This window comes from Paraburkholderia fynbosensis (assembly GCF_902859935.1).
Lineage (GTDB): Bacteria > Pseudomonadota > Gammaproteobacteria > Burkholderiales > Burkholderiaceae > Paraburkholderia > Paraburkholderia fynbosensis.
In genome coordinates, this window is sequence record NZ_CADIKI010000030.1 from 1 (window position 1) to 9,267 (window position 9,267).

8 protein-coding genes are annotated in these 9,267 nt (G+C 57.7%); 6 read left to right on the plus strand and 2 right to left on the minus strand.

All coding sequences use genetic code 11. The annotated features are described in order from the left end of the window. Positions 1-473 precede the first annotated feature (473 nt). Positions 474-614 carry a hypothetical protein gene (locus HV770_RS39115; RefSeq protein ID WP_246291462.1) on the minus strand — a complete coding sequence of 47 codons (141 nt, stop codon included), beginning with the start codon at positions 612-614 and terminating at the stop codon, positions 474-476. A gap of 1,053 nt (positions 615-1,667) precedes the next feature. On the opposite strand from HV770_RS39115, the gene HV770_RS34035 reads away from it, so the two are divergent. Next, positions 1,668-2,054 carry a hypothetical protein gene (locus tag HV770_RS34035; RefSeq protein WP_175165862.1) on the plus strand — a complete coding sequence of 129 codons (387 nt, stop codon included), beginning with the start codon at positions 1,668-1,670 and terminating at the stop codon, positions 2,052-2,054. Positions 2,055-2,460: 406 nt separating this feature from the next. Here the strand turns inward: HV770_RS34035 and HV770_RS34040 are convergent, their stop codons facing one another. Beyond that, positions 2,461-3,531, minus strand: a complete 1,071-nt coding sequence (locus HV770_RS34040; RefSeq protein ID WP_175165863.1) for an AraC family transcriptional regulator — start codon at positions 3,529-3,531, stop codon at positions 2,461-2,463. On the opposite strand from HV770_RS34040, the gene HV770_RS34045 reads away from it, so the two are divergent. The 5 genes from HV770_RS34045 to HV770_RS34065 all read left to right on the plus strand — a co-directional run bounded on the left by HV770_RS34045 (position 3,530) and on the right by HV770_RS34065 (position 9,135). After that, positions 3,530-3,799, plus strand: a complete 270-nt coding sequence (locus tag HV770_RS34045) for an H-NS histone family protein (protein WP_175165864.1) — start codon at positions 3,530-3,532, stop codon at positions 3,797-3,799. The genes HV770_RS34040 and HV770_RS34045 overlap by 2 nt on opposite strands. A gap of 180 nt (positions 3,800-3,979) precedes the next feature. Then, positions 3,980-4,741 (plus strand): transporter, encoded by a 762-nt coding sequence (locus tag HV770_RS34050; protein WP_246291469.1) that lies wholly within the window; start codon positions 3,980-3,982, stop codon positions 4,739-4,741. A gap of 191 nt (positions 4,742-4,932) precedes the next feature. Then, positions 4,933-6,492, plus strand: coding sequence for a DUF1254 domain-containing protein (locus HV770_RS34055; protein ID WP_175165865.1), 1,560 nt, complete (start codon positions 4,933-4,935; stop codon positions 6,490-6,492). Between the two features lie 32 nt (positions 6,493-6,524). Then, the gene (locus HV770_RS34060; RefSeq protein WP_175165916.1) at positions 6,525-8,024 is read left to right on the plus strand and encodes a DUF1254 domain-containing protein; all 1,500 of its coding nucleotides are present in this window, start codon (positions 6,525-6,527) and stop codon (positions 8,022-8,024) included. Between the two features lie 247 nt (positions 8,025-8,271). Next, positions 8,272-9,135, plus strand: a complete 864-nt coding sequence (locus HV770_RS34065; protein ID WP_217468674.1) for a response regulator transcription factor — start codon at positions 8,272-8,274, stop codon at positions 9,133-9,135. Positions 9,136-9,267 lie beyond the last annotated feature (132 nt).

Here is a 9,267-nt window from a genome sequence, read left to right on the forward strand (position 1 = left end):
GGGTCTATCAGCATGCGGTCTCCTGTGCGACAGCTCGTCCAGTAGCCGAACGAGTATGACCGCTTTCCAGGCGCTTATCGGCTTGCGTTAGATTGACTTCCCGCATAGGAAGCGAGCATTTGCGAGAGAGCGTCCGTCATCTCGCTGTCGTCGAGATGCAAGGGCCCGGATCGTTTAGCGCTGCATTGATCATCGTGGCGACCACGACCTGAAAGGCAACACGCAATTGCACCAGCGCCGTAAGCATCTGATTTGTACCGTTCCCCGCCTTGCGTAGAAGATGCAATCATCGGCTGCGACGGACACGAGTGACCGACTGTGTCGACAAACGTTGCGCGCGCCTTGATATCCTTCACCGATCGCCGAAAGAGAGACGCGTCCGCAGTAAGACCGTACCCGTCTATCAAAGGAATCTGGCCGTCGAAGTTTCGCGGTTGACGCATCCGATTTCGCGCGGGTCGAATCAGCCTTCGTCAACCAGCGCCGTTACGTGCGGCAGCAATCGCTTCATCACGAACTTTGGCAGCCGCCGCCTTCTGCCTGTTGTAGACCCTTTTCGCGGCAGCGACTTTCCTGTTGTATTCCTTGTTGGCTGCAGCAATCTGCATGCGCATTTTCACTATCTCATCGGGATGTGCGTTTGATGCTGCGTTCGCTGCCGGCTCCGATGCAGTTGCGCCCAGACCACAGGCGCGAACATATTGGCGCACAGACAAACCGTTGCGATGATTTTTTTCACAGACCCTCCAACAGGATTAAGTTCGCGGCAGACGCCATAGGTATCAAGGACTTTCCCGGCGTGCCGGAAGGCTAACGAGCGAGAAACACACATGACTCGTTCGCCAGACATGCCGACTTTAAATCAGGTTTGGTCAGTTGACTGGTTTCGCTCGCAGACTTTGTCGCGGCAGCGACCTATTAGCTGTCCAGTTAGAGAAGACGCTCGTCAATAAGCAACGTTTCAAACCACGATCTTTCGAAGTTATATGCGACGAAGTTTACGTGTTCAAGAACATTTCTTCACTACATGCGAATGGGATACAAAGGGATGTCGCACGTCGAAGCGGAACTGGAGAAGATTGGAGTTGTGACGCTGCAAGTTTGCACAATCCGAAAGCGCCGGGCCGCGACGAGGCTGGCAGTCAAAGCTGCCCGCAGGGGCAATCATTTGCACCAAGTACCTATTGACTCGCACTACCTCCGATAGCACACTGAGCTGTTAGCCGCACAGTGTCCCACGACAAATTTCGCGACCCGGATGGCTGGTCGGCCGGTGGCGATGCGTCGGCGGCGATCGTGAGGCTTGGTGCGACGCTTCGTTGACACGACTACGATCGTCAAGCCATTCGGTCAGCGAGACGCAGATCCAAACTCCGTGCTGCTCGGTATCTATTACCAGTCTGACGTTCCCGCGAGCCCCGACCCGGAAGCCCGGCCACCCTTGTGCCTGGGCAACGTCAGCGACAACGAGGTTACCCGCGAACTGATGCCAACTTGAAAATTGCGCGGCGCCATCGTCTCAGTTCGCAACTTCGGACGAGTCCCGTCCTCGTCTCTCTGACCGGCTCACCTTACACCGGTTCTCGAAGTTAGCCGCTCGACGACGGGGATATCGCCGCCGACCTCGCAAATTGAGAAAAGGTCGCCCGCGCAGATCGGAGGGAACTATGAATCTGCTTAGGCGTTCACGGGGTTATCACATCGTGGTAGAAGCATTGGTTGCTTTGTTCGTCTATTCGCCGACTTTGGCCAACGCGAGCGAGGACCCCAGCAATGCCAATGCGGAGGTGGCTGGCCAAAGAGCGCATTTTGCACGAGAATTTTGCAGCGTGCCGGCCGAGCAGATAGAGCAATATAAATTGGAGTTCAAGGGGCGTTCAGAGGCCAGTGACTTCGAATTATGGTGGGCACGAGGATGGCATAACGAAGTTAGCCAGGCAGTCCAACTTCGGGCCATGCGAGACAGTAACCCAAAAGAGTACGCATTGCGTGTCAAGGGTAGCTGTGCCCGTCTCAAATGGCAGGCGAAAAACGCGTTGCGTAGAACAAAATAGATTGCGACACCAGATTCGGCTTCCTCAACATATCGTCGTTGGATTGACAGGCATTTCCGTCAGCGATCTGAGCTCGCAGGTGACGGGATGCCAGTAGTTCACCCCAGCGTTGAATGGGACAAGCCGGCTCTATGGGACATCGGGCTGTGGCGCAAGCACCCGCGTACGGTTCAGGTCGCCGGGACGTTGCTGACAGTGAGCATTTTTTGCCCCATGTCCAACACGGCTGCAGCGCAAGCTGCAGCCGTGCCTGGTTTTACGGGATTGGACGTACAACGGCGCGCTAACGTCGTGCTTGCCATGCTGTCCTTTCCCGTCACAGCGGATCTCTCTGCAAGTACACTCGCACGACGCCTCCACTAACCCGATCGGGCCGACCGATTGACCGGTAGTCTAGCCCTAGTCTCTACGGTCGAGCGCGCCTCAGCGTTTCGCTCGGGAGCTCTCCGAACATGGTGCGGTAATGGTACGCAAATCGTGACAGGTGATGAAAGCCCCATTTCCTCGCCACATCGGTGACGGAGCAATCTTCAGTCGGCGTAAGCAGATCGCGTAGTGCACCGTTGAGGCGTATGTTCATGAACCATCGCCCGGGCGTCATGCCCACACTACGCCGGAAAATCAGCTGCAACGAGCGAAGGCTATAGCCGCTGCGTTCAGCCACCTGAACCAGCGCGAGGTCAGTCTCGTCGCTAGACATCGCAAGTCGCTCGCACGCCAGAATCAGGCGATGGTGACGGTCGGCCGTCGATGAGGTCGAGGCCGTGGTCGGAATTTGTGCATCGCACAGGGCGCTCGCGTATGCGTCCACCATGGCATCGGACATTTCTCGTGCGAGATCGGGCGCCATGCCGTCGGGTTCGAGGGAGCGGGCGAGCGACATTGCGTCGTCGACGAGAAGGGCAAGCGCAGCGCGTCCGCCCCGCTTCAACGGTACCGATGCAGCCGACCGCGTGGGTAATTTCAACGGACGGCCGCGGCGCACTGTCGCGACCTTTTGCAGGCGTCCTTCCGGGACATTGAAATTGATCCAGCGTGACGTGCCTGCTGCGTGATAAAGCAGTTCGGCACCACGAGGATAGATCTGTATCTCGTCCGCATGAATAGAGGCCGTGTTGACGCGGGTTATCTCAGCCCCGTCCGCCATCAGGCCAATGCAGACTGAATTGCGAGGCATGCATCCATTCGCTATCACAGGGAAGTCGTAGCACCCCGTTTCTATCACGATGTCGCCCAGCGTTAGGCGCTGGTGAACCATGTTTGCAAGTTTCGACGAGAGCAGGCGATGCTCGAAGCGACCGCCGGAAACCACATCAAATGCCTGGGACGGCCCGAAGCCGGAGTAAGTGTGACGCAGATAAGTTGAGTCAGTCTGCACGCAAAAATTCTCCGCAAGGATTTCGCTTTCTGGATAGCGGCCGTTTGAGCCGTAACCTATTGTAAGACTACAAACGGTCAAGTCGAGACGAGACTGCATGGCACCCACTTACCGCGAGGTCAAGGAGCACATCCGTGAACTGGAGCGCGAGGCGGAAATATTGCGCCGCGAGGAACTGCGGGAGGTTATTGCCGACATGCGCAGAGCGATCCGCAAATATGGGATCACGCCCGATCAGCTCTTTGGCCCTGATCTCTCCGATCTGGTGAGATATCGCGACCCTGAGACGGGCAAGACCTGGAATGGATTTGGTCGGCCGCCCAACTGGATCAGAGGCAAGGACCGTGCGGCATTTCGCGTCGATTAAAGCAGCACTCCAGTGCATCCCCTTGCACGCGTGATGACCGTGAAGCTCCGGCGCGAGTTCACCGAGAGGCGCGCGGCGAATCTGCTTGAAAACTGTGCGTAGAGCCCGATCAACACGAGGGAAAGACAGATGACTGGGAGTCGTTGGCTTGGGTGGATAGCAGGCAGTATTGGCGTGCTGATGCTGGCGTCGGCGCCTGTTTATGCTCAAAGTGATTCGGACTTAGCAAAGCAACTGAGTAATCCGGTTGCCGCATTGATCAGCGTACCGTTCCAGTTCAACTACGACGGCAACATCGGCCCGAACCGGGATGGCGACAAGTACCTGCTGAACTTCCAGCCGGTGATCCCGTTTCACCTGAACGAGAACTGGAACCTCATCTCCCGCACCATTGTGCCGGTCGTATCGCAAAGCAACATCGCGCCGGGCTCGGGATCGCAGACGGGGCTGGGTGATGTCGTCCAGAGCTTTTTCTTTTCGCCATCGAAGCCGACCGAAAACGGACTGATCTGGGGTGTGGGCCCCGCGTTGCTGTTACCGACCGATACCGACCGGCTGCTCGGCGCCGAAAAATGGGGTGCCGGGCCGACAGCCGTTCTGCTCTGGCAGGCTAACGGATGGACCTATGGCGCGCTTGCCAATCATATGTGGTCATTTGCCGGTAACGGCAACCGGTCCGGCGTCAGTTCAACCTTTTTGCAACCTTTTCTTAACTACACCACAAAGGACGCGTGGACGTTCGGTGTGAATACCGAATCGACCTACGACTGGAGCCGTCACCAGTGGTCAACGCCGATCAACGCGACCGTCACCAAGCTGCTCAAATTCGGAAAGCAACCGGTGAGCGTTGGTGGGGGGCTCCGTTACTGGGCAGCCAGTCCAGATTCCGGGCCTCACGGATGGGGCGCACGCCTTGTGGTGACACTGCTTTTCCCGAAATGACTCCAAGAAAGCGCGATGCGTTTTCCTGATTATCGAGAATAACGTACTCGCGAAACGTCCTGCCGATCAGGCAGCGCCCTGTTAGCTGGCATTCCACTCGACGAAGTCATGAATCAGGCAATCGAATGTGCGAGAACAACAGAAACCGACGCCCGATGGTACTGCGACGGCCTTAAATGACGAGGAACGAAATGAAGCTCCGTGCAAGGCAAGTGACTGTAGTGGCAGCCGTGACGATGGCCACGCTGGCTATATCCGCCCAAGGCAAAGCGGCCGCTGGAGCGGGGCCGAACGCGACGTTCGAGGTCCTTGCGCAGCAACCTTTTGAAAGCGGTTATCCAACGCCGCAGGCGATCCGCACGCTAGAAGACGAATTGTTCTTTCAACGCGCGGTGCAGGTGTACCACTGGGCATTGCCGGCCGTGAACATGTTCTCGATGAAAGAGGGTGCGGAAAAGAATTACGGATCGGGATACAACGTTGTCAGCATCTGGAAAGAGCGGCTCAATGCGAAAACCCTGATTACCACGCCGAACTCCGATGTCATTTATGGCATCGGTTTTCTGGATCTAGCCAAAGACGGTCCGATTGTGGTTGAGGCTGCTCCGGGGTTGCAGGCACTGGTCGACGATTTCTGGCATCGACCAATCCAGGGGCCGACCATCGACGGCCACACGTATTTTGCTGATATTGGGCTGCCCGGCCCGGATAAGGGTAAGGGCGGACGCTATCTGGTCGTGCCGCCTGGCTACAAGGGTACGGTGCCAAAGGGATATTACGTCTATCGGAGCGAAACCAACGGCGTCTTTCTGTTCCTGCGCGGTTTCTTCCAGAAACCCAGCGACCTTGCGCCGGCAGTCGGGAACATGGAGCGGATCAAGGTCTACCCACTGGGACAGGAAACGACGGCCAAACCGATGAAGTTTCCCGATGCATCCGGCGTTTCGGCGGATCTGCTACCGCCGTCAGATGGACGCTACTTTGACATCCTGAACCGGTTCATCCAGAGCGAGGTGGTCGATCCATCGGACCACTACATGCGAGGCATGGCGGCCGCCATCGGTATCGTCAAAGGGCAGCCGTTCAACCCGGACGAGCATCAACGAACGCTGCTCAATCTTGCGGCGCAAACGGCGTGGAAGATGGCGAAGGTGGTTGCTTACGACGAGTTTGAGAAGCAGCCCAAGGCCAAATGGTATCCCGATCGCCAGTGGTTGGCCCATGTCCGCAACGGCGGTGACGACTTCCGCAATTCGGTCGACAACTTTTATTTTCAGGTGAACGGCGAGCATTACACGGACCTCGATGCGCAGCTCCACATGTTCATCAACGCCTATTCCATAAGCCCCGGCATGATGACGTCCGTCCCCGGCGTGGGCGCCAAGTATCTGGAAGCGGTTAGGGACTCCAGGGGAGAGTTCCTCGTCGGTGGCTCGACGTACAGGCTAACCCTGCCTGCGAACGTGCCCGCCAAACTGTTCTGGTCGGTCACAGCCTACGACGCAACAACGGCGTCGGGACTGGACAACGGTCAGCCTTTCCCCTCGATCGGTTCTCGCGATGAGGTCAAGCCCAATGCTGACGGCTCGATCACGCTCTATTTCGGACCGACTGCTCCCGCAGGCAAGGAGTCGAACTGGGTCAAGACCGTGCCGGGCAAGGGCTGGTTCAGCCTGCTGCGCTTGTACGGGCCCGAGAAATCGTTCTTCGATCGGTCGTGGATTCCGGGCGACTTCGAGAAAACGCAATGAGCGACTCGCATACCTTCATCAGGGAGAACACCATGAAGCTCGGAATTCTAAGTCTCTTGATGGTGGCGAGCATGGCTGGCATAACCTCGGCGCGTGCGGCGGGTGACCGCGGCGTTCCGTTGGACAAGGCCACACTGCACGGAGATGAAAACATTCAGACATCAATCGGCGTCATCAGGTTACAGGACAGCTACTTTGACGATGACGCTTCCCGACGCCTGTACGACGAGATGGACTATCAGCGGGCCAGCCAGGCGTATATCTGGAGCATGCCACTGGTGAGCATGATCAGCTGGCGCGACAATGAAGGTAAGGCCTATGGCGTGACCAAAGACACCGACTTTGTCGTGCTGGAATCGCTCAGGGAAAAGCGGGGCATCGTCACTGGCAACCTGACGACGCCGTATATCTTCAACTTCATCAATCTCAAATCCGGACCTCTGGAGATCAAATACCCGCCAGGCAAAACCGCCGGCGGCGTGCTTGATTTCTGGCAGCGACCCTTGTTCGACCTAGGCTTGACCGGACCCGACAAGGGGCAAGGTGCGACGTATATCGTCGTCGGCCCCGAGGACGATCCAGCGAAATACAGGAAGGACGGTGTCTACGTCTATCAGAGCGCCACAAACAATATTTTTATCGGACTGCGCATCCTCGAATCGGACCCGGGCTACTTCGACAAATTCACTTCCGAGTATCAGATGGGCCGCGTTGGGCAACCGCTGGGCACGAGCCGGTTCATCAGAGGCAAGGATGTGGAATGGAGCGCCACCGCGCCGCGAGGCCTGCAATACTGGAAGCTGCTTTCCGACATCCTCAGCGATGAGCCTGTGCGCGAGGTCGACAAGGCATGGGTGGCGATGCTGCTGCCGCTAGGAATCGAGAAGGGTAAGCCCTTCCAACCGGATACGCGCCAGAAGGGCATTTTGCTCAAAGGTGCAGCGATGGGCGAACTGATGATCCGCAATCTGCAGGTCAACCCGCGCTTCGCGGAGGTGTACTGGCCCGACACGCATTGGTACAAGAGCTTCGACTTCCACACTGCGCAGGAAACGGCCGATCGCGTTGAACTCGATGAACGCGCAACCTGGTTCTATGAGGCAGTGACGAGCACCGAAGGCATGGTCAATCCGACGCCGGGCGCGGGTCAGGTGTACATGACAACGAAACGCGACAGTCAGGGCCGCATGTTGCGAGCCGACAGGAACTACCGGCTTCACGTTCCGAAGGACGTACCCGTGAAGCAGTTCTGGGCCCTGACGCTTTATAGCGAAAGCACGCGTCGCCCCTACGACAATGGCGGCACCGAGATTCGCAGTGTCAATCTCGACAGTCGAATGAAGGATCTCAAGTACAACCCGGACGGCAGTATCGATCTGTACATTGGGCCCAAGGCTCCGAAGGGATTCGAAACCAATCACATGAAGACTGTCGACCATGACGGCTGGTTCGTGTACTTCCGCCTGTATGCCCCGTCGCAACCATTCTTCGACAAGTCCTTTAAATTGCCCGATTTTGTACGTCTCGACTAGGCAACGAATGGGAGCGATAGCAGTCAAGCCGATCGTCGTAGAGCCGCACCTTCATCCGATGTCTGGTCAGGCGTGAGGGTGCGCTGTAGAAGCTGCATCAACAGTAAAGGTGCCACGGCGCGTCACAGGCGCCTTGTCTCCAGCGAAGTCGCTAGTACTGTATTCGCCTTTTAGATTTAACGACGGGGAGGGGCAAGAATAGGGCTCTTGAGTGGCCTCCCGTATCAACACGAATGAGGAGTCTGCCGTGAGAGAACTTGCCAGAGCGGTAATTCACGTGATCGACGATGACGCACCCCTGAGGAAAGTCTTGACCACGCTGCTGCGAAGCGCGGGCTATGAAGTGTGCGGCTATGTATCGGTAGGAGACTTCCTGGTTCGCGCGCCGCACACTGAGGAAGGCTGCATTCTTCTCAACGTTGTACCAGGCAGTCCAGGTGGTCTTGAGCGTCAGCAGACACAGTTGTGCGAATCTCAGTCCTTGCCGATCGTATTCATGAGCGCGTTTAATGACGTTCCCATAGCCGTGGCCGCGATGAAAGCTGGGGCAGCCGACTTTTTGCTTAAGCCGTTCGGCTCACACACCCTGTTGCGTGCCTTGGGTACCGCGCTTGGTTTGCGCGCAAGGCGACTGGCAGCCGGCGCACAGGCCATCGGCCTCAGTGAGCGCGAACAGATCGTCATGAACGGCATTCTGGAAGGGCTACGAAACAAGGAGATCGCACGCCAGTTGCGGTTGTCTGAACGCACCATCAAAAGCTGCCGCGCTGACCTGATGCGCAAATTCGGCGCGACGTCGCTCGCCGACCTGCTCCGGCGCGCGGCGCCAATCGTCGACGCGAACGCCCTGCCTGGCGCCTTCGGTGGGGTACGCGCGTTGGGTCCAGAGGCGGTCGTGAGCCGATCGGGTCTTCGACGTCTCTCAGCATGCGGGCACCATGATGTAGTCCAGTCGCAGCCAGTGTCCGGTTTGGGAACGAGTGAACAGTGGCATGAGCCTGTTGCTTCGCGCGCGGAAGCCGGTCATCGACCAATGGCAGATCGGCCGAACTCTGTTAGTAGCGCGATGCTGTGCGATGGCCCCCGGATCGACACGTATCCGTCCTGGTAGTACAGCAAGCTCACGCAATGCGCGGCGCAGTTACGACGGACGCTAGCCGGCCAGGCATTACGTAATGCGAGAGCACTGCCCCAAACCCTGACTGTGCTCATCTGCGGTGCCCCTTATGGTGAGCGCTAGGCC

Bases quoted from the DNA above. Each gene is read 5' to 3' on its own strand.
- HV770_RS34050 (WP_246291469.1), top strand. From the start codon at position 3,980: ATGCTGGCGTCGGCGCCTGTTTATGCTCAAAGTGATTCGGACTTAGCA.
- HV770_RS34055 (WP_175165865.1), top strand. From the start codon at position 4,933: ATGAAGCTCCGTGCAAGGCAAGTGACTGTAGTGGCAGCCGTGACGATG.
- HV770_RS34045 (WP_175165864.1), top strand. From the start codon at position 3,530: ATGGCACCCACTTACCGCGAGGTCAAGGAGCACATCCGTGAACTGGAG.
- HV770_RS39115 (WP_246291462.1), bottom strand. From the start codon at position 614: ATGCGCATGCAGATTGCTGCAGCCAACAAGGAATACAACAGGAAAGTC.
- HV770_RS34035 (WP_175165862.1), top strand. From the start codon at position 1,668: ATGAATCTGCTTAGGCGTTCACGGGGTTATCACATCGTGGTAGAAGCA.
- HV770_RS34040 (WP_175165863.1), bottom strand. From the start codon at position 3,531: ATGCAGTCTCGTCTCGACTTGACCGTTTGTAGTCTTACAATAGGTTAC.
- HV770_RS34060 (WP_175165916.1), top strand. From the start codon at position 6,525: ATGAAGCTCGGAATTCTAAGTCTCTTGATGGTGGCGAGCATGGCTGGC.